14 protein-coding genes are annotated in these 21069 nt (G+C 35.4%); 6 read left to right on the top strand and 8 right to left on the bottom strand.

Annotated features, from left to right (window positions below; all coding sequences use genetic code 11):
• Positions 1 to 44 precede the first annotated feature (44 nt).
• Positions 45 to 659: a glycerol-3-phosphate 1-O-acyltransferase PlsY gene (gene plsY / locus BLT48_RS03380; RefSeq protein ID WP_035024170.1), complete on the bottom strand. Its 615-nt coding sequence runs from the start codon at positions 657 to 659 to the stop codon at positions 45 to 47.
• Between the two features lie 563 nt (positions 660 to 1222).
• On the opposite strand from plsY, the gene parE reads away from it, so the two are divergent.
• The 5 genes from parE to BLT48_RS03355 all read left to right on the top strand — a co-directional run bounded on the left by parE (position 1223) and on the right by BLT48_RS03355 (position 10026).
• Positions 1223 to 3223, top strand: a complete 2001-nt coding sequence (parE, locus tag BLT48_RS03375) for a DNA topoisomerase IV subunit B (protein ID WP_035023078.1) — start codon at positions 1223 to 1225, stop codon at positions 3221 to 3223.
• Complete coding sequence (gene parC / locus BLT48_RS03370; protein WP_089975250.1) at positions 3213 to 5666, top strand: DNA topoisomerase IV subunit A; 2454 nt, start codon at positions 3213 to 3215, stop codon at positions 5664 to 5666. Before parE ends, parC begins: the two co-directional genes overlap by 11 nt.
• Before the next feature lie 264 nt (positions 5667 to 5930).
• A complete protein-coding gene (gene pflB, locus BLT48_RS03365; protein WP_035023072.1) occupies positions 5931 to 8159 on the top strand; it encodes a formate C-acetyltransferase in 2229 nt (742 codons plus the stop codon).
• 30 nt (positions 8160 to 8189) lie between these two features.
• On the top strand, positions 8190 to 8951 hold the full coding sequence (gene pflA / locus BLT48_RS03360) for a pyruvate formate-lyase-activating protein (RefSeq protein ID WP_089975247.1): 762 nt from the start codon (positions 8190 to 8192) through the stop codon (positions 8949 to 8951).
• Positions 8952 to 9096: 145 nt separating this feature from the next.
• Positions 9097 to 10026: a manganese-dependent inorganic pyrophosphatase gene (locus BLT48_RS03355; protein ID WP_035023067.1), complete on the top strand. Its 930-nt coding sequence runs from the start codon at positions 9097 to 9099 to the stop codon at positions 10024 to 10026.
• 1068 nt (positions 10027 to 11094) lie between these two features.
• On the opposite strand, the gene BLT48_RS03345 is transcribed toward BLT48_RS03355, so the two are convergent.
• From BLT48_RS03345 to BLT48_RS03320, 6 genes are all read right to left on the bottom strand, one after another.
• Positions 11095 to 13989: an insulinase family protein gene (locus tag BLT48_RS03345; RefSeq protein WP_089975244.1), complete on the bottom strand. Its 2895-nt coding sequence runs from the start codon at positions 13987 to 13989 to the stop codon at positions 11095 to 11097.
• Between the two features lie 168 nt (positions 13990 to 14157).
• Positions 14158 to 14904, bottom strand: a complete 747-nt coding sequence (locus BLT48_RS03340) for a DUF3307 domain-containing protein (protein WP_089975241.1) — start codon at positions 14902 to 14904, stop codon at positions 14158 to 14160.
• On the bottom strand, positions 14905 to 15591 hold the full coding sequence (locus BLT48_RS03335; RefSeq protein WP_089975239.1) for a SatD family protein: 687 nt from the start codon (positions 15589 to 15591) through the stop codon (positions 14905 to 14907). It abuts the gene before it with no gap.
• Between the two features lie 324 nt (positions 15592 to 15915).
• Positions 15916 to 17154, bottom strand: coding sequence for a GTPase (locus BLT48_RS03330; RefSeq protein ID WP_089975235.1), 1239 nt, complete (start codon positions 17152 to 17154; stop codon positions 15916 to 15918).
• Positions 17155 to 17198: 44 nt separating this feature from the next.
• Positions 17199 to 18068 carry a KPN_02809 family neutral zinc metallopeptidase gene (ypfJ, locus tag BLT48_RS03325; RefSeq protein ID WP_089975232.1) on the bottom strand — a complete coding sequence of 290 codons (870 nt, stop codon included), beginning with the start codon at positions 18066 to 18068 and terminating at the stop codon, positions 17199 to 17201.
• Between the two features lie 186 nt (positions 18069 to 18254).
• Positions 18255 to 18920: a YrrS family protein gene (locus BLT48_RS03320; protein ID WP_035023053.1), complete on the bottom strand. Its 666-nt coding sequence runs from the start codon at positions 18918 to 18920 to the stop codon at positions 18255 to 18257.
• 473 nt (positions 18921 to 19393) lie between these two features.
• Here BLT48_RS03320 and BLT48_RS03315 point away from each other — a divergent pair, with 473 nt between their 5' ends.
• Positions 19394 to 20371: a diaminopimelate dehydrogenase gene (locus BLT48_RS03315; RefSeq protein WP_089975228.1), complete on the top strand. Its 978-nt coding sequence runs from the start codon at positions 19394 to 19396 to the stop codon at positions 20369 to 20371.
• A 32-nt stretch (positions 20372 to 20403) separates the two neighbouring features.
• On the opposite strand, the gene BLT48_RS03310 is transcribed toward BLT48_RS03315, so the two are convergent.
• Positions 20404 to 21009 (bottom strand): ECF transporter S component, encoded by a 606-nt coding sequence (locus tag BLT48_RS03310; RefSeq protein ID WP_035023048.1) that lies wholly within the window; start codon positions 21007 to 21009, stop codon positions 20404 to 20406.
• Between the last annotated feature and the right edge of the window lie 60 nt (positions 21010 to 21069).

Below are 21069 nucleotides of genomic sequence, written 5' to 3'. Positions count from 1 at the left end.
GGAACTGAGATATACTGTCTCAGTTCCTTTGATGTTATGTGCGATTAAAAAGAATCTTTATCGTCTTTTTTATACCCTAAACCAAATGGAACTTTACTTTCTGTACCGTTCCGAATCCGTTTAATATTTTCTCGGTGTCTATAAATAATAAAGAGGGTTAAGATAAACGCAATGGTTGTTAAAATCCAATCCCCAATAAATAAACTCGAAAGGGTAATAAGTGGTAATGAAATCATACTGGACAGACTTACCATTCTGGTTAAGAATAACAAGACTAAGAATAAACAGACACTATAAATAAAGAATGGTGGGTTGTAAGCTAACAAAACACCTGCACTTGTAGCAACGGCCTTTCCACCCTTAAATTGAGCAAATAGAGGGTAAGTATGGCCCAGTATAGCTCCTAAACCGATAACCATTGGGTTGATTGGCACTTGAAACAATAAAGGCAAACAAGCAGCCAGTGTTCCTTTTAATACATCAGCCAACAATACCACCGTGCCGGCAGTTTTTCCTAGTACTCTAAATGTATTCGTTGTTCCAGAGTTTCCACTACCGAACTGACGGATATCTTTTCCGTAAATCTTTTTCCCGACCCAAACACCTGAAGGGATTGAGCCTAATAAATAAGCAATAATAAACATGAGTGTGATTTTAATCAACAAATTTCTCTCCTTGAAGTGCAGTATACATCGTTAGAATAATGCATTCATTATTTTACCATTTATCGTATTAGAAGGCTAGATAAAACCGTTTTATTCACAAACCCCAACCAAGACTAACCAAGGATTATTTCTGGTTTCATGGCTTTCCACAAGCAAAATCGTCCATTCCAGAAGAAATTTATTTTATTCTGTCAGCACTAGTTGTTAAATTTTCTTATTTCTTCGTTAACTTGCAATTCAAAAAAAAAAATAGTTTAATGAGAAGAGAATTCTTCTTGTTTTAAGGCGAACGTATTTTCGGTTTTTATAAAAGAAACTACTGTTTAGTGCTTTCTATTCCTTAAAATATAGAGTATGATTAAAAAGGTGCTTCATTAAAATGAAGCAGTTGATTGATGCTGGCATGGATTAACCTTGCTAGAGAAATAAAAAGAGATTAGAGAAAACTTTAAGCTAAAGCAGGAAACTACTTGTGTCCAGTTAAAAATAAGACCCATTTTTTTGTTGAACAGATAAGTAGGAATCACTTTATGTTTAAAGCCTTAAGGAGTTTTAGAATGCCAAAAGAGTTGAATAAAGATTACAATGATGATTCGATCCAAGTATTAGAAGGATTAGAAGCGGTACGAAAAAGACCAGGTATGTATATCGGGTCTACGGATGCTCGTGGGTTACACCATTTAGTTTACGAGATAGTGGATAATTCAGTTGATGAAGCGCTATCCGGTTTTGGAACTGAGATAGATGTCACTTTACACAAAGACAACAGCATCAGTGTCAAAGACAATGGACGCGGTATGCCAATTGGAATGCATTCATCTGGAATCCCTACTGTCCAAGTTATTTTTACAGTATTGCATGCAGGTGGTAAATTTGGTCAAGGCGGTTATAAGACTTCAGGAGGCCTGCATGGTGTGGGAGCAAGTGTGGTTAATGCACTATCTGAATGGCTTACGGTTACCATTATTCGTGAAGGCATCCATTACCAACAAAAATTTGTTGAAGGTGGAAAAGCTAAAGGATCGCTAAAGAAAATCAAAACCAATAATGAAAAAAATGGCACCATTGTCCATTTCAAACCTGATCCTACGATTTTTACCACGACAAATTTATCGTACGATGTGTTAGCAGAACGTTTACGAGAATCAGCTTTCTTATTAAAGGGGTTGCGTATAACCTTAACTGATGAACGAAGCGAACAAGCAGAAGTTTTTTATTACGAAGAAGGGATTAAAGAATTTGTCAGTTATTTGAATGAAGACAAAGACAATCTAACTCCTGTAGCTTATTTTGAAGGTGAAAATAACGAGATTGAAGTTGAGTTTTCTTTTCAATACAATGACGGTTATTCTGAAACGATTTTATCTTTTGTTAATAACGTACGGACAAAAGATGGTGGTACCCATGAAGCGGGTATGAAGACAGCCATCACGAAGACGTTTAATGATTATGCGCGTAAAGTTAATTTACTGAAAGAAAAAGATAAAAACTTAGAGGGTACAGATTTTAGAGAAGGATTAGCAGCCGTTATTTCCATTCGTATACCAGAGAATCTTTTGCAATTTGAAGGTCAAACGAAAAGTAAATTGGGTACTCCGCAAGCAAGATCTGCTGTAGAGACAGTTGTCAGTGATCAATTAGGCTTTTATTTGATTGAAAATGGCGATCTTAGCCAACAATTGATCCGTAAGGCTTTAAAAGCAAGAGAAGCGCGTGATGCGGCTAGAAAAGCGCGTGAAGAAAGTCGTAATGGAAAAAAACGCAAAAAAAATGACACCCTCTTGTCTGGTAAATTAACACCAGCTCAAAGTAAAAATGCAAAACGGAATGAATTGTACTTGGTAGAGGGAGATTCAGCTGGTGGTTCGGCAAAGCAAGGACGAGACCGTAAATTTCAAGCCATCCTACCTCTTCGTGGAAAAGTAATCAACACGGAAAAAGCTAAATTACAAGACGTGATGAAAAATGAAGAAATCAGCACGATGATCTATACGATTGGTGCCGGTGTTGGGCCAGAATTTGATATTGCAGACTGCAACTACGATAAAATCATCATCATGACGGATGCGGATACCGATGGAGCGCATATTCAAACACTATTGCTAACGTTCTTTTATCGATACATGAAACCTCTTTTTGAAGCGGGAAAAGTTTATTTAGCTTTACCGCCATTATACAAATTATCTAGGGGTATTGGGAAAAAAGAAAAGATTGCTTATGCATGGACAGATGACGAATTGGTTCAAGTCACAAAAGACTTTGGCAAAAATTATATTTTGCAACGCTACAAAGGGCTGGGTGAAATGAATGCAGACCAACTGTGGGATACAACAATGAACCCAGATACGCGCACATTGATTCGAGTGAAAATCGATGATGCTGCCCAAGCTGAAAAACGTGTCTCTGTCTTAATGGGAGATAAAGTTGAACCTAGACGTAAGTGGATCGAATCTCATGTAGAGTTTACGTTCGAAGAAGGCGGCAGCATTTTAGAAAACAGTCAAATTATGGATCAAATTGAAACAGTAGATGAAGGAAGTGTCGAAGATGGAGAATAGAGCGGATATTCAGGAGTTGACCCTGGAAGAAGTAATGGGAGATCGTTTTGGACGCTATTCAAAATATATTATTCAAGAACGAGCTTTACCAGATATTCGGGATGGTTTAAAACCAGTTCAACGCCGTATTTTATATGCCATGAACGTAGAAGGCAATACGGCAGACAAAGGCTTTAGAAAGTCGGCTAAGACAGTCGGAAATGTAATCGGGAATTATCACCCACATGGGGACAGCAGTGTTTATGAGGCGATGGTTCGATTAAGTCAAGATTGGAAACAACGAGAAGTTTTGATTGAAATGCACGGAAATAATGGGAGTATGGATGGAGATCCACCAGCAGCTATGCGGTATACTGAAGCACGTTTGTCAAAAATATCTGCTGAGTTAGTAAGAGATATCGACAAAGAAACCGTTGATTTTGTTCTAAACTTTGATGATACAGATGAAGAACCAACCGTGTTTCCAGCTAGCTACCCTAATTTACTTGTAAATGGGGCTACAGGAATCTCTGCGGGTTACGCAACAGATATCCCTCCTCATAATTTAGGAGAGGTGATTGATGCGACGATTCACTTAATTGATCATCCAGATGCATCTGTAACAGATTTAATGCAGCACATTAAAGGACCTGATTTTCCAACTGGAGCTATTCTACAAGGTGTAGCTGGAATAAAACAAGCTTATGAAACTGGAAAAGGAAAAATCGTTGTCCGTTCTAAAACCCGAATCGAGGAAGTTAGAGGCGGTAAAGAACAAATCGTAATCAATGAAATTCCATATGAAGTAAATAAAGCTGTTTTAGTTCGTAAAATGGATGAGATTCGGTTGAATAAAAAAGTCGACGGCATTGCTGAAGTCCGTGATGAATCTGATCGTAACGGTCTTCAAATTGTCATTGAATTAAAAAAAGAAGCAAACGCAAAAGGAATTTTAAATTATTTATTGAAAAATACTGATTTACAAGTTGCTTACAATTTTAATATGGTTGCGATTGATAAACAAAGACCTAAACAATCTGGAATCAATAGAATGCTTGAGGCTTATTTAGAGCATAAACGAGAAGTGCTTACCAGAAGAACAAATTACAATCTTCGTAAAGCTGAAAGTAGACAACACATCGTTGCTGGTTTAATTAAAGCTTTATCTATTCTAGATCAAGTAATTGATGCTATTCGTAGCAGTAAAGATAAGAAAAATGCAAAAGAAAATCTGATTGAACGGTTTGATTTCACTGAAATCCAAGCTGAAGCGATTGTTTCTTTGCAACTGTATCGATTAACGAATACGGATATTACAGCATTAGAAAATGAAGCCGCTGCTTTAGATAAAGCAATCGCATCTTATAACAAAATTTTATCCAGTTCTAAAGAACTAGATAAAGTGATGAAAAAAGAATTAGCCGAAGTGAAGAAAAATTATGCTTCACCTCGATTGACCATTATTCAGGATCAAATTGAAGAATTGAAAATTGATACTGAAGTTCTGATTGCATCTGAAGAGGTTATGGTTTCTGTTACAAAAGAAGGATACATTAAGAGAACCAGCCTACGTTCATACGGTGCTTCTAAACCTAATGAAATAGGAATTAAAGAAGGCGATTATCCACTCTACATTCAACAGCTGAATACATTGAATTATCTTTTGATCTTTACCAGCAAAGGGAATATCATTTATCGTCCAGTTAATGAAATTTCTGATTTGAGATGGAAGGACATGGGAGAGCATTTATCACAAAATATTGCTTTTTCTGGCGATGAAACAGTTGTGAATGTTTTTGGTATTACACAGCAATTACCTCAAGCGACCTTTACCTTCATTACTAAAGAAGGGTACATTAAACAGACAGCTGTTTCAGAGTACGTTATTGGACGCAACTATAAGAATAAATCATTTTCAGCGATCAAACTTAAAACAAGTACCGATGAACTGATAAACATTATTTATACAGAAAATCCAGTGTTAAAAGATGTCTTTTTAGTCACTCATAGAGGATTTGGTTTACGTTATTCTTTAGAAGAAGTTCCGGTTGTCGGTTCAAAAGCAGCAGGTGTAAAATCAATCAATCTTAAAGAAGGCGACTACGTTGTAAATGGCGTTTTAATAGATGTTGAAGCTGCTAAAAAAGAACTAATGATTTTAACGCATCGTGGATCGATAAAAAAAATGAACATTCTTGATTTTGAATCATTAGGCAGAGCTAAACGAGGGTTATTACTCTTAAGAGAATTAAAGAAAAATCCTCATCGTGTAGCTTTTTCTTTTGAAGCGACTAAAGAAGACCATTTTGTTATCTTAACTTCGAAAGGGAAAGAAATACCACTATCTAGTACTTCTTACGCTATAAGTGACCGTTATTCAAACGGATCATTTATTTTAGATGAAGTGGCAGATGGAACACCTATCGAAATCAAAAAAGATTTATTAATTAATGAACCGAAATAGAGTAAAGGTGTAGCTTAACAGCTACGCCTTTTTTTGTCTGTTTTATAAATTAGTAGTACAGTTTGTGTTTTATTTAAATTTGTATAATAATTCACAGATAATGAAATATATTTTAAAATTTTAAACCTCTTTAAATTAATGTTTCATCTGGATTAAATATAATTTTAATCACCGAAATTAATTGATTTGTTTTAAGTTCGTGTTATAATGAGCATGAAGAATCTGTTAGATTGATCTAACAGATAAAAAGGAGGAAAATTGACTATGGAACAATGGAAAGGCTTTAAAGGAAGAGTGTGGCAAGAAGAAATCAATGTACGTGACTTTATTCAACAGAATTACAAACCTTATGAGGGGACAGATGAATTTTTAGAAGATCCTACAGAAGCTACTGAATTATTATGGAAACAAGTAATGGAATTGAATACTAAAGAACGTGATGCAGGCGGAGTATTAGATATGGATACTAAAGTTGTTTCCACTATAACTTCTCATGAATCCGCTTACTTAAATAAAGAATTAGAACGTATTACTGGATTCCAAACTGATAAACCATTTAAACGTGGGCTACAACCTTTTGGCGGTATCCGAATGAGCGAGCTAGCAGCAGAATCATATGGATATGAAATCGATCCGGAAGTTTCTCATATTTTTAGAGAGTACCGTAAAACACATAATCAAGGTGTATTCGATGCTTACACACCTGAAATCCGTGCCGCAAGACGTAGTGGTGTCATTACTGGATTGCCAGATGCTTATGGACGTGGACGTATCATTGGTGATTATAGACGCGTTGCTTTATATGGTGTCAATCGTTTGATTGAAGAAAAGAAAAAAGATTTAGCCAATAAAGGTTACGGTACTATGAGTGAGGATATCATACGCGATCGTGAAGAATTAAATGAACAGACACGCGCTTTGAATGAATTGAATGAGTTAGGAAGGATTTACGGATTTGATATTTCACGACCAGCTCAAACGGCACAAGAAGCCTTCCAATGGTTGTATCTTGGTTATTTAGCTGCAGTTAAAGAACAAAATGGGGCTGCTATGTCTTTAGGACGTACTTCTACATTTTTAGATATCTACATTGAACGTGATCTAGCACAAGGCATCCTTACAGAAGCTGAAGCACAAGAGATCACAGACCATTTTATTATGAAATTACGTTTAGTAAAATTTGCACGTACTCCAGAATACAATGATTTATTCTCTGGTGACCCTACATGGGTAACAGAAGCCATTGCAGGAGTAGGTGACGATGGAAGGCATTTGGTAACAAAAAATAGTTACCGTTTCTTACACACTCTCTCTAACTTAGGTCCTGCTCCAGAACCGAACTTAACGGTATTATGGTCTACAAGACTTCCAGAGAACTTTAAAAAGTTTTGTGCAAAAGCTTCTATTGCGTCAAGTGCAATTCAATATGAAAATGATGATATCATGCGCTTAGAATGGGGCGATGATTACGGGATTGCTTGTTGTGTTTCAGCTATGCGTATTGGGAAACAAATGCAGTTCTTTGGAGCACGTGCTAATTTAGCTAAAACGCTCTTGTATGCAATCAACGGTGGAGTAGATGAAAAAACGAAGGATCAAGTTGCTCCAAAATACCAACCTATTACTTCAGAATACTTAGATTATGACGAAGTAATGGAAAAATACGATGTATTATTAGAATGGATTGCCGGATTATATTTAAATACTTTAAATATCATTCACTTTATGCATGATAAATATTCATATGAACGCATTGAAATGGCATTACACGATAGTGATATCATGAGAACAATGGCTACAGGTATTGCAGGATTCTCCGTAGCAGCCGACTCGTTATCTGCAATCAAACACGCAAAAGTAAAAACGATTCGTGATGAAAATGGATTGGTAGTCGATTATGAAATTGAAGGCGATTATCCTAAATTTGGGAACAATGATGACCGTGTAGATGATATTGGAATCTGGTTGTTAAAAACATTTATGTCAAAAGTGAAAAAACATCCAGCATACCGTAATGCTGTTCATACTACTTCAATTTTAACGATTACATCTAATGTAGTTTATGGTAAAAAGACAGGAAATACACCAGATGGACGTCGTTCTGGAGAACCATTTGCACCTGGTGCGAATCCAATGCATGGCAGAGATACACATGGAGCTTTAGCAAGCTTAACTTCTGTTGCTAAGATCCCTTATAAATATTCATTAGACGGTATTTCAAATACGTTCTCTATTATTCCTAAAGCATTGGGCAAAGAAGACAACATTCAACAAGAAAATTTAGCTAGTCTATTAGATGGTTATGCTAAAAAAGGCGGTCACCATTTAAATGTTAATGTCTTTAACCGCGAAACTTTAGTTGACGCGATGGATCATCCGGAAAATTATCCGCAATTAACGATCCGTGTATCAGGCTATGCCGTTAACTTCATTAAATTAACACGTGAACAACAATTAGATGTTATTAATCGTACCATGCACGATAGCATGTAACGTTTAAAAATGAAAGAAGGAGTCATCGATATGACTGAGCCAGTAATTGGGTACGTCCATTCAACTGAAAGTTTTGGATCGGTTGATGGACCAGGTATTCGTTTTGTAACCTTTATGCAAGGATGTCGTATGAGGTGCGAGTTTTGCCATAATCCTGATACATGGAACATGGGAGGCGGAACACCTTATACAGCAGATCAATTATTAGAAGAAGCATTATCCTATAAAGATTATTGGGGCAAAAAGGGTGGTATTACAGTAAGTGGCGGAGAGCCGCTCTTGCATATCGATTTTCTTATTGAGTACTTTAGAAAAGCCAAAGAAGAGGGGATACACACAACTTTAGATACTTGCGGACAACCGTTCACCTATGACGAACCTTTTTTTAGCCGTTTTGAAGAACTCATGAAATATACTGATCTGCTTTTATTTGATATCAAACACATTGACAATGAAAAACATAAACGTTTAACGATGCACGGTAATGAAAATATTTTAAATATGTCTAGTTATTTATCAAAAATAAATAAACCCGTTTGGATCCGTCATGTATTGGTTCCTGAGCGTTCAGATGATGATGATGACTTGATCCGTTTAAGCGATTTTATTTGTTCTTTGGGAAATGTCTATAAAGTTGAAATATTGCCTTACCATAAACTTGGTGTTTATAAATATGCTGCTTTAAATATTCCTTATAAGTTAAAAGATATTGAGCCACCAACTCTTGAACGTGTAGAAAATGCGAATCGACTACTACGTGTACACGAGTATACAGGCTATCAAACACTATAGAGACAAAGAGAAGAAATAGGCTGATGCTTTTCAGTTTTATTTCTTCTTTTTCATTTTTTTATGAAAATAAACATAATACTAGCTAAACTCGCTCATTTGAGATAAAATTTTAATGTTAGTTATAGTTTAAAGGAGAGATAATAATATGAGTAAAGTTTTAGTTTTTGGTCATAAAAATCCAGATACAGATGCGATTACATCTGCAATTTCATTTGCTTACCTGCAAAAACAACTAGGTTTTGAAATAGAAGCCGTCGCATTAGGAGAAGTAGGTGAGGAGACACAATATGCTTTAGATTATTTTAAAGTTGACGCTCCACGTGTTGTAGAGACAGTTGCAAATGAAACGGATAAAGTTATGCTTGTAGATCACAACGAATTTCAACAAAGTGTAAATGACATTGCAGATGTGGAAGTTTTATCTGTCGTCGATCATCATCGTATTACTAATTTCGAAACAGCAAATCCATTGTATTATCGTGCAGAACCTGTAGGATGTACAAATACAATCATTGCTAAATTATTTAAAGAAAAAGACATCACAATTCCTAAAGACATTGCTGGATTAATGTTATCTGCCATTGTTTCAGATACATTACTATTCAAATCACCAACATGTACAGATGAAGATATTTCTATTGCAAAAGAACTTGCAGTTATTGCTGATGTTGACATTGACACATATGGCTTAGAAATGTTGAAAGCTGGAACAAACTTAAGCGATAAGTCAGCAGCAGAATTATTAGATATGGATGCTAAAAGTTTCCCAATGGCTGATAAAAATGTTCGTATTGCACAAATTAATGTAGTAGATGTGAATGATGTTCTTTCAATCCAATCAGAGTTGGAACAAGAGATGTTAAACGAAAATCAAGCTAAAAATTATGATTTATTTATTTTAGTTGTGACAAACATCTTAGACAGTGATTCAGTAATCTTAGCATTAGGAAATCCAATCAATGCAGTAGAAGAAGCTTTTAATATTTCTTTAGAAAATAATCGTGCTTTATTAAAAGGTGTGGTTTCACGGAAAAAACAAGTTGTGCCACAATTAACTGAAGCATTAACAAAATAATAAAAGAAAAGCTAATTCATGACTAATTTAGTTATGAGTTAGCTTTTTTCGTTTTATAAAGGAAGAAACATACTTAAACGGTTTGTGTATTAAAAGAATAAGAACTAAAAGTCATTTAAAAGCAATTAACGGACAATAATCAACAAAAGAATGCTAATGAGTCTTAAAAGTGCTCAAAATCGACACGGAAATAGGCTGAATCTTAAATTTAAACCAAATACCTACTTTGTATAATATATATTATGTAAACTAGAAAAAAGATAAAATTAGCAAAATGATTAGCAGTCCAATTATTCTAGTTCTTCTCTCTTTTAGTCATAAACAATCCTTTTTATAAAAACCGAATTCAAATTAGTCCAAAAATGAATTTGGTTTTTATAATACTTGGATAAACAAACTTATGCTAACGAGAAAAATGTTGCAAACAACTTTCTCTTTACTTAAAACTTTAGACAGCTTTAAATTTACTTCAATTTAGCTACAGACTGATTCCTGTAGTTTTAAATCTTTTTATAATTTGCTGACTTAGGTTTACGTTTTAGTATTGAAATTAATTTTGATAGATTTACGAACTTCAAGAAATAGTAAAACGGCTAATTATTCTTTGGATAAGCTTATCTAGATTAAACTGTTATAAAAAGCTATAAATATCAATTTATTTTTAGCTTTCTTTATGGCTTTTTATTCAGGAACTATCAACTCTAATTTGATTCTATCTGGATCTTCAAGGAAAACAGCCTAATAATTTGTTCCTCCTGCAAATGGGTGTTTTTTAGGATACAGAATTATTATGCCTTTTTCTTCCAGTTTTTTGTCATTTTATCGATCTAAAGCCGTGATTTTGTATGGAAAGCCAAATGATTAAGATCGACTTTACTACAATGATATGGAACATCTGAAAATCGGTCTTCTGTTTGTACAATAACGATAAGACTCCTTAATTAGTGATGCTCTCGCCTATTATTCGACGTAAAAAGAGAGGAGAAATAGCCTTCTCTCCTCTCTCCCCTTACTTTCATCTAACTTTTATGCTTGTTTTTATTTCAGTAACTAATAGACACTCTTTTATTAATACAGTTCGTATACCTTATCAAATAAGTCTTTTTCAATTTCGATTTGGGCCTTATTCCCTATTACGACCACCGTGCTCTCTTCCAACACACTGTTTAGACCCTTATTAAGCATCTGTAAGGCATTTGAATCAACTGCTAGAATCTCTTCCTTCAAATGAACCAACTCTTCACGAGTCACGCCTGTTTTTAGACGATTGAATGCAGTTAAACCTTTGCTGAAAGCTGATTTCGGCTGTTCCATGGGACTGATCGTGCCAATAATGTATTTTAATAACTCGCTGTCAGACAACTCCATTTGTGCTACATAGTTAGGCAAACCTTTATATGTTTCCAACGTTTTACGGATATTGGGGTCACGATAAGAACTCAAGGCAAATTGACCAGTTCGTTGATGGTTATAAAGCGAACCATAAGCACCACCTTTGACACGGATCTCATTCCACAAGTAACTGTAACGAATAGCTGTTGCCAATACTTTCGCCGCACCAGTGTAGTCAAATTTATCGTTGGCATTTGAAGCAACAGCTACATAGTTCACGTCTTGAGCAGTGACATAAGCTTCATGTTGCTTTGCACCCGGCTTAATAACGGCTGGTTCACCTAATTCAGCACTAGTCAACTCAGAAAATGCTGCTTGTAATTTTTCTTTGACCACTACTCCTCGATCTTTCTCACCAACGTATAAAATGTTCAAGCGCTTTTTATTCAGCAAACCGTTTACTGTCTGCATGATACGCTCTGTTACCTCTTTTGACTTATCGGATTGCAAATCAGCACGAATGTCTTTCAAAAATTGGAATTGATCCATTCCACTGATCCGTTCATTTAATTTGGCCGAAGATTTTACTTGACTCAATGCTCGATTTGCAGCTAAAGCATGGGAACTGGAATTAATGCGTCGTTCGAAATTAGAAATCAGCTGTTGAGTGATTTTCAAAATCTCATCTTTATTATCAAATTGCGTGTGGCACACGATTTCATGCAGCAATGAAACCAACTCCTCAAAAGAAGATTCCAAAGATTTTCCACGTAAAATAAAATAAGGCTGCAACTGTCCTGCTTTATCTTCATAAATGTCTATCTTTCCGTAAATGCCGCCTGTGTACAGATCTTTTTGACGCTGCAAAGTTGCGACATCATATTTCTCAGTGGCTAGCTTACCCAGCAGATGACTCAATAAACTCAACCATTGATATTCTTCAGCTGCAACATCTTTCAAATCAATGTACAAGCTAAGGTAGTCAATGCCGGAAGTGAATTGTTCAGCCTGATAAAAATGAGTTCCTTCATTAAAAGGAATTACTGTTAGTGGATATTCTTCTACCTGTGTGCTTAAATCTTCTTTCGTCAGTGTTGGAATCTTTGCTAGATCTTCCGGTTTATCCGGCGCTTCTTGACGCTTGATCAACTCTTGTGTTTGAGCTACCATTTTGTCGATTTCTTCTTTTGATAGATTAGCTTTATATTCTTGCAATTGCTGATGAGATTCTGCTTCCAATTGATCGCTTTTACCCGGCTCAGCTTTTAAAATCACTGCAGTACGCAAAGGATTGTTTACTAGTTTTTCTTTGATCAGGTGCTCAAAATACCCCTTACCTGCCAATTCTCCTAGTTCTTTCAAATAGCCCGAGAATTGCAAGTTCACATAAGGACTCTTGTCATACAACCAAGATTGATAAGCATTGATGGCATAAATGACTCCACGTGGGTTGTCTTCCGAAATAGCCGCTTCTTTCGTTTGAAAAGTTATTTTATTCAACGCTGCATCAATCAGCCCTTCATCGATCCCTTCAGTCATTAACTGTTTTAAAGTCTCTTGAACAACTTCTTTGAATCGAGTCATCTTAGAAGCATCAGAATATTTAGCAGTAATCATAAATCCCGTTGGATAACCAAAATCAGCAACGCCACCTATTATGTCCCCACCTATATCCGCATCCAACAAAGCTTTTTTAAGCGGTGATTGATTATTGCCAAATAAAATCTTTTCCAAAACCTCTAGTCCATACATATCCAGTACATCATTCGGTTCAGACACATGCCACCCTAAAGCCAAATAATCTTTTCCTTCAGGGTTATCCCCTGCAGTTATTGAGTAAGTATCTTCAAATACAGCATCATCAGGAACAGTTGGTTCAAAAGATAAGTTGACTTTTTCACTCTGTTTGCCTGCGCCACTGAAATAGTCCTCTAATGCAGCAAAAGTTTCTTTTTCCTCAATGTCTCCATATAAGACAGTCAGAGAATTACTTGGGTGGTAACAAGTTTGATGGAAAGCAACGAATTCCTCTTGTGTTAAACTAGGGATGGCTTTTGGACTTCCACCAGATTCATGACGATAAATACTGTTGGGGTACAACTGATGAGTCAAATGCTGTTGAACTTGTCTTTCAGGAGAGGCTGTCGCCCCTTTCATTTCATTGTAAACAACGCCTTTATAAATCAGGTCATCTTCTGCTGACTCTAAATGATGATGCCAACCTTCTTGCGCTAATATTTGTGCATTATCGTAAAAGTTCGGCTTAAACACAGCATCTAAATAAACACTCATTAAATGCATAAAGTCTTTTTTATTCGTAGAAGCAACTGGATAAATTGTCTTATCTGAAAAAGTCATTGCATTGACGAACGTATTCAATGACCCTTTGACTAATTCAACAAATGGTTCTTTTGAAGGGTATTTTTCAGATCCATTTAAAACGGAATGCTCTATGATATGAGCAATTCCGTTATCGTTATACGGAGGTGTCTTAAACCCTATCGTAAATGCCTTATTGGAATCGTCATTTGCTAGATAAAGAACCTTTGCTCCTGTCTCAACGTGTTCATAAATGGTTCCCACGGATTGAATATCCGGTAACTCTTGTGTCTCAATTTGTTTAAATACCATAGAATTCTCCTTTTCCTTATGCATAATAACTTTATTCTACACCTTGTCCTTATAGTTTATAATACATAAGGGAACAAAAGCTACCTTGATTATTTAAATACCTATTCCAGAGTCCAATAATTCAACATCAAACGAATCTCATCAATTAATTCCTTTACAGTTGCATCATCAGAAAATAAAAAAGTAACTGACGATAATCAACAAAGTGCTCAATAAGGTTCCCAGTAAATAGTATTCCGCAAACTGAGGATTTTCTGAAATTTTATTGTACCGAGCAATAGACTTCGCTGTCAGAACAAATCCAATAGCAGTAAATTGATTAGCATACAGCATCAGCAAAATAAAGAAACGTTCAAAAATACCTATCAATGCTCCCGCACTTGGGATTCCCTCATCTACTTGTTCTTCATTGGTTGGACGATAGTGATTCAATACTTTTTTTATTGTGATGCTGCATGGCCGGATCATCACCAATAGAATCAGTATCCAGGATAAAATAGTGTTCATATCCAAACCTAAACTGCTCGACAAGGTTTCTAATCCTAGCATATATTCAATCTTTATAGAAGATACTGTGATAGAAACAACTGCCGCAAGTAACACAAGGATGTGTAACCCTTGGTCTACTAGAAAGATAATCGTATCTTTATTATTATGAATGAAAAAGCAATTCGTTATCACAAATTTTAGACCATCAATCATGAAATGCAGCACTGAAATTCCTATGACCACTTTTAATAAAGGCCAACTAAAAATAGGAATAATCACCCCTACCATAGTGATCAAATAGATAAAACAATGGAGCACTAATTTCTTACCAGATGCTTCCTTTTCTCTAGCTAACGCAGACGTTTGGAAATAAAAGTCTCCCAAGATATGTCCGATAAATAATACTATCCATACGACTTGATTCAACTACTCATCATCCTCAATATCCTGTATTAAAAAGTGGCTAGCGTGTATCAAAGCTGTTTTATAGGTATAGTATTTCGCTGTATTCAGAGCTTTGTTAACGCTAGATTGGCCAATCCCTAATTCTTCAGCTGTCTTATATTGATTTTCTCCATGCGTGAAATAAACATACATAACTTCTTTTTGTCTAGCAGACCACTTTGATTTCAATGCTGTGGCCAGTGACAGAATAGTATTCAATAGCTGATCTGTTTGTTGGTAGCTTTCTCCGGAACAAATCATCATATTGGTCTCGCTTGTGGTATATTTATTTTCATTTCCCTCAATGGTTTCAATCATTTGCCTTGCGCGGTGGTAGGCTGTGCCATCCATCTCCATAGAATTATCTCGTTGGATCATTGTACTGATATTGCCTAAGCCAATGCCAAATCGTAATTCAATGGGAGCCATGGCCAATTCGATTTCAAAAATAATACTTAAAATCACTTGTTTATTTTTTAGTAATCCTTGGAAGCTGTCTCCTAAAGTAATAATGAAATTAGAAGCAATGTCCTCTGCATATTTCTCATTTATTATTTGTAAAATAGAATAAAATTGTTCTTGTACTTCTTTTCGATTCGAAATTTTACGAGAGTCTTTAATATCTCCTATAATGGCTGCATATGGAGTCCCCACAGTTTGTCTGGTCATCTAATCACCTCTTTTTTTGATTATACCATAAGATTCACTTCAAAATGAATCTTTATATAACATTCATCTAAGACTGCATCTTTAGAGTAGATTTTATTAATTAGTGATAAATTATTCAACTTAGTTAACATAATTAAATTATGGTTAACTACATATATGCTGAGTTTACGTTAAATAAGCGTAAGAATGCTTTGGAAAATTTTAAATACCGTTCAATATACCGCTGAATTAGTATAATTAAAGAAAAAACCAAAATAATTATTTTGGTTTTAAAGTATTTTTGCTATTTTTTTAACTTAAGACAAAATGTATTTATGAATCATTTTAAGATTTTTTTCGCTTGGTTAACCTTTTAAATTTACTTAAAAAATGATTTTTTTTTACATCGCCTAATTCTAAGTTTTCTTTTGACAAATCAGTTGTTAAATCAAGGTTTTTATTGATTTTAGCGCCTTTTTTAAGACGTGCTTGGAATTTTTCTTTCATTAATTTTTCAATATTTTTAAGATCTGGGTATTTTCCATCTTTTTCTCCGGCAGCTATGATTGCTAACACCTCGATATAACTCATAGAAAGAGCTGTAGTCATGATTGCTGCTGTTGAACCGCTAATGAGTCCTCCAACAACTGTACCAGCTCCAGGAATCAATTTTATCACATTTGAAACGATGTACCTTCCAGCAAAAGTAGCTCCCCCAGTCCCTCCTATTGCTGCTACAAGACTTGCAATAGTGGCTTTGTCCATTGAAATACCAAAGATAGCCGTAATATGAGCCAATAATGTTACTTGCATAGGTACAAGAACAGATGCGTCAGAAAAAGGAATCGGTAAAAATCCTACTCCAAATGAAGTAGCAATATATCTCGTTGCCCAACTGCGAGCAGAGTTCGCTTTTCGTGCAATATCTACTTGTTGGGCATTGTTAAAAGCCTTTTTTGCTTCTTCTGGTATGATTTCAAAACTTAATTCAAGCAATTCTTTTAATCCAAATGCTGGTATCGACATTTCTTCCGTTAATTTGAAATTTTCGGCCATAAGAGATACTACCCCATAAATCGGCAAATTAAGATTTTCAATATATGTTTTAAATGTTGCTGCCGGTTCACCAATTGATTGTGTTAAAACAATGACAACTGGAAGTTTTTCACTCAATTCGCTGATTAATTCAAGTTCTGTTGATTCTATACGTGAAGAATTTGCATTTATACAGTAGTAAGCAAGGTGTATTTCTCCTTGGATGCCTAGTTTTTTATTTTCTTTAATCGTGTCAAATATCTCGCTTTTGATTTCTTTTTGTACTTCAAGACTTAATTCCAGTCCTCTAGTATCATATAACACTAATGGGACTCCTTCTTTAGAAATACGCCTTAAGTGTTTCGTAATCGGTCTTCCGATACCGGTTAATGCAAGGTTTTCTCTAAATAAATTATTGATTAAGGTACTCTTGCCTACCCCAGTCTTTCCTACTACCATAATATTGACTGGGTTCATTTTTTTTAATTCTTCTTCTGTTTTATTTAAGATGTCTTGTACCATATTAAAATTCTTATCTAAATTTTTCATCTTAACCTCCCTAGTTTGACTTTACACTGAAATTTAGAATTTTTTTATGGAAGTTTAAATTTAGCATTTCCGTCAAATGTATCTCCATCTTCTAAATTACCAGATTCAAATCCGCGTTCAAACCAATACATTCTTTGCTCAGAAGTACCATGAGTAAAACTTTCAGGAACAACGTATCCTTGTGCTTGTTGTTGAAGACGATCATCTCCTACTGCACCTGCAGCGTTAATAGCTTCTTCGTAGTCTCCTTCTTCTAGGTAGCCTAACCCTTGAGCATAGTTTGACCAAACTCCTGCAAAATAATCTGCTTGTAGCTCAAAACGAACTTGGTATTTATTAAATTCTGTTTCACTTAACTCGTTTCGTAAGATATTTAGTTGCTCTGTCAGTCCTAACTGCGTTTGAACATGATGACCTACTTCATGAGCAATGACATAAGCCATTGCAAAATCTCCTGGAGCGTTGAACTGTTGGCTTAATTCATCATAAAAGCTTAAATCAATATACAAATTAGCATCTCCTGGACAATAAAACGGACCGGTTGAAGAACCTGCGACACCACACGCTGACTGAACTGATCCAGAAAAAAGCACTAAAGTTGGTTCTTGATACTCATATCCATACTCTTGAAAAACATCCGTCCAAACCTCTTCTGTATCTGCTAGGACTACCGAAACAAAATCAGCTCGCTCAGATTCTGTTTCGGTTTCTTGATAGGAAATGGTCGCTGTATTTCCACCAGGATCCGATACAACGGAATTTAAAAAATCACCAAAATTTCCGCCGCTTAAAAATGTGAACGCCAACAGAATAAGGACCCCGCCTATTCCACCCCCAACTAACGTCTTACCACCAGTACTTTTTCCTCTACGATCTTCTACATGATTGCTTTTTCTTCTATCTTTCCAGCGCATAGTCTCATTCCTCCCATACATTTAAGTTATCGATACTTGAGACTATCATATCATTTTTTCTACTCAGAACAGAAATAAAAAGCGCTTGTTAAGCTTCTTATTATCCCTATTCAATAGATCAGATTAAAATACACGAAAAAAAAGCTGGTACTAAGCAATCATTCGCTTTAATACCAGCTTTTAAATTTATTGTTTATCATTTTGTTTTAGTTGTTCTACTTTTGTTGGCTGCCATCCTTGATTATCTACCCAACTCAAGTAAACACGGTACGTTTTTGTTTGGCTACTATCTGAAACAGTCGCTACTACTTGCTCTGCCCCACCATTTTCAACCCACCATTCAATCATATCTGATTCATTTAAACCTGTTGCAACTGAAGCAGCTTTTTTGATTTCAATACGATCTTGAGAACCATTACTAAAATCTGTCGTATGATCTCCTTGTTGTTCTGTTGCTACCGGTTTCCAGTCACCTGTGTATGCTTCTGATACATTATCGTCTGAAGGTTCTGTTTCATTTGTTTCAACCGACTCTGAATCAGATTCTTCACTTTCTTCTGACTCGCTCGATTCACTTTCGGATGATTCTGATTCAGAGCTACTTTCAGAACTGCTCTCAGAACTTTGAGATTCATTTTGGGTTGATTCGACGCTGTCTTTAATTATTAAGCTGGAACTTTCAGTTGCACTTTCTTGAGGTTCATCTCCCCCACTAAAAAGTGACATAACGATTAGTAATACTACTACCAATGCAGCAATCACAACTGCAAAAGTTAATATTTTTATCGTCTTTCTTTCCTTATCGTATTTATTTGAACGAGTATTTTTTTTGTTTTCTTTAGAGTCCTTCATACTTATTTCCCCAATCTTTGAAATGATTTACTTTGTCTTCGTTTTTGAAAACTACTTAAGTAGTATACCATTGAAATGGATTAAATACGTTAAGCTAGTATTACTATTCTGTTTCGTTTGTAATTTTTAATTTATTTGTAATAAGGTTAAAATAGTGATTTCATTTGAAAAAGCCAACAAACCATGCTAAATTATACATGAAAAGAGAGATATGCATCAACATACCCCTCTTTAGAATAGAACCGTTAAAGACGGCAGCTACTATAGAACATCATACAAAAGTAATCGTCCTACTCGCTAAAGCTTAGACGGTTACTTTTTTTGTTTGACGAGATTTTTAAAACAAGAGTTGCAATAGCTAATGCAAACATCAGTGCTTCATATTTTTAATTCCTTTATTGGAATATGGTTTAATATCTATTATACTAAAAAGTGAACGACAACATTTCAACTATAGATTGGAGATAACTGACATGACTCAAAAAATTCGAATTGGTTTAGTCGGCTACGGCAATATTGGTAGAGGGGTTGAACTAGCCATTAGTCAATTTAAAGATATGGAAGGTGTTGCGGTCTTTACTAGACGTAATCCTGCAGATGTAGACTCAAACTTGCCTACAGTAAGTATAGACGATATTTTAGATTACAAAGATGCGATTGATGTTTTACTATTATGCGGCGGATCAGCCACTGACTTGCCGCAACAAGGACCAGAACTGGCAAAACATTTTTCGACCATTGATAGTTATGATAATCATGGGGAAATTCCAGCATATTTTGATGCAATAGATCTTGCTGCTAATAGCGGTCAAAATATTAGCATTATTTCAGTAGGTTGGGACCCAGGTTTATTTTCGCTTAACCGTGCATTATTTGAAGCAGTTCTACCCGTTGGACAAACGTATACTTTCTGGGGAAAAGGCCTTAGTCAAGGACATTCAGATGCTATTCGTCGTATTGCTGGAGTAAATAAAGGGGTTCAATATACTGTTCCTCTTGATCAAGCTTTAAACGAAGTCCGTAAAGGTGAAAATCCTGAACTTACCACTCGAGAAAAACATATGCGGATTTGTTACATCGTTTCTGACGAAGGAGCAAATCAATCAGAGATCGAGCATACAATTAAAACCATGCCAAATTATTTTGAACCTTACGAAACAGTTGTCCATTTTATTACCGAAGAACAATTTGAACAAGACCACCAAAAAATGCCTCATGGTGGATTTGTTATTCGAACTGGAGAATCTGAGACCGGAAGTAAGCAAAAAGCTGAATTCCAACTTGAATTAGAAAGTAACCCTGAATTTACTTCTTCTATCTTGGTGGCTTATGCAAGAGCCGCAGTTAAGTTTAAGCAAGAAGGAAAAACGGGCGCTTTTAGTGTATTGGATGTTCCAATGACTTACCTATCAGATAAATCTCCTGCACAATTAAGAAAAGAATTACTCTAATAGAAAAAAAACCGTAGAAGATTTTATCTCTTCTACGGTTTTTTTAAATTTTGCATACTAAATTTCTTTAAAGGACGTGCGATAATAGGTGCAATAACAGCAGCAGCTATCGCTTCGCCTACTCCATTTGTTAACACAACTGTCCCTAAAACTCCCAGCAAATTTGAATAGTCTACTTCTAACAGTGAAGCATAAGTCTCACCATAGATAACATAAATCAATCCTAATACCATTATTGTATTTGTTAATGAAGCTAAGATAGAAGAAATAATCATTGCTGTTGAATCTTTAGCTACTCTTTTTTTTAATACATTATACGTGTACCCAGCTACAAAACCAACAAGAATACGCGGAAGGATCGCAATAATAGGATTCCTCCATAAAAAATAATCAAACGGTGAAGCTGGCATCGTAAAGGCTTTAATCATACGCGTAATTCCCCAAACAGACCCAATAATCATTCCATCTTTTGTTCCAAGTGTAATGGATACTACAATAACCGTAATATGAATGATTGTAGGATTTAAGGGAGGAATAGGAATGTATCCTAATAATGGTACAAAATTTTGAATAATAATAATAGCTGTAAGAATACCTAAGATAGCTGTTCGATAAGCGCTCCTATTTTTTTGGTACATCTTAACCCTTCTTTCTTTGGAAAAACCGATATTCTGTGTATATACTGTTATTTTACATTA

Origin of the sequence: Carnobacterium viridans (assembly GCF_900102725.1) — a bacterium.
In the GTDB taxonomy this organism is placed as follows: Bacteria; Bacillota; Bacilli; order Lactobacillales; family Carnobacteriaceae; genus Carnobacterium_B; species Carnobacterium_B viridans.
This window is presented reverse-complemented; position numbering and strand designations above follow the sequence as displayed.

Coding starts and splice junctions, on each gene's coding strand:
- parE (WP_035023078.1), top strand. CDS start 1,223: ATGCCAAAAGAGTTGAATAAAGATTACAATGATGATTCGATCCAAGTA.
- parC (WP_089975250.1), top strand. CDS start 3,213: ATGGAGAATAGAGCGGATATTCAGGAGTTGACCCTGGAAGAAGTAATG.
- pflB (WP_035023072.1), top strand. CDS start 5,931: ATGGAACAATGGAAAGGCTTTAAAGGAAGAGTGTGGCAAGAAGAAATC.
- pflA (WP_089975247.1), top strand. CDS start 8,190: ATGACTGAGCCAGTAATTGGGTACGTCCATTCAACTGAAAGTTTTGGA.
- BLT48_RS03355 (WP_035023067.1), top strand. CDS start 9,097: ATGAGTAAAGTTTTAGTTTTTGGTCATAAAAATCCAGATACAGATGCG.
- BLT48_RS03345 (WP_089975244.1), bottom strand. CDS start 13,989: ATGGTATTTAAACAAATTGAGACACAAGAGTTACCGGATATTCAATCC.
- BLT48_RS03335 (WP_089975239.1), bottom strand. CDS start 15,591: ATGACCAGACAAACTGTGGGGACTCCATATGCAGCCATTATAGGAGAT.
- BLT48_RS03330 (WP_089975235.1), bottom strand. CDS start 17,154: ATGAAAAATTTAGATAAGAATTTTAATATGGTACAAGACATCTTAAAT.
- ypfJ (WP_089975232.1), bottom strand. CDS start 18,068: ATGCGCTGGAAAGATAGAAGAAAAAGCAATCATGTAGAAGATCGTAGA.
- BLT48_RS03320 (WP_035023053.1), bottom strand. CDS start 18,920: ATGAAGGACTCTAAAGAAAACAAAAAAAATACTCGTTCAAATAAATAC.
- BLT48_RS03315 (WP_089975228.1), top strand. CDS start 19,394: ATGACTCAAAAAATTCGAATTGGTTTAGTCGGCTACGGCAATATTGGT.
- BLT48_RS03310 (WP_035023048.1), bottom strand. CDS start 21,009: ATGTACCAAAAAAATAGGAGCGCTTATCGAACAGCTATCTTAGGTATT.